Below are 254 nucleotides of genomic sequence, written 5' to 3'. Positions count from 1 at the left end.
GTTTCAGTGTACAAGTCCATCACACTGGTACGGCTCATGCCGGCAACATCTGCGTGCTGCCAGTATTTTTTGTTGCCGACGTTGTAGATGTTTGCGCCGATTTCGAGGTTTTTAAACGGCTTGTACCACGCGCCGACATCCCATACGCCATAACCTGGCGCTTGGAAAACAGTATCGCTGCTGACGCGGCTGTGTTTTTTCGACCAGCGCAGCTTGGTGCCGACACCCCATTTTTCCTGAGTGTAATCCAAACC

The 254-nt window shown here is 52.0% G+C and carries 1 pseudogene; it reads right to left on the bottom strand.

Annotated features, from left to right (window positions below):
* Positions 1–254, bottom strand: a pseudogene (locus tag ACI43T_RS12165) (TonB-dependent hemoglobin/transferrin/lactoferrin family receptor); the annotation flags it as partial.

The organism is Neisseria oralis (assembly GCF_045062685.1).
Taxonomy (GTDB): Bacteria; Pseudomonadota; Gammaproteobacteria; order Burkholderiales; family Neisseriaceae; genus Neisseria; species Neisseria oralis.
This window is presented reverse-complemented; position numbering and strand designations above follow the sequence as displayed.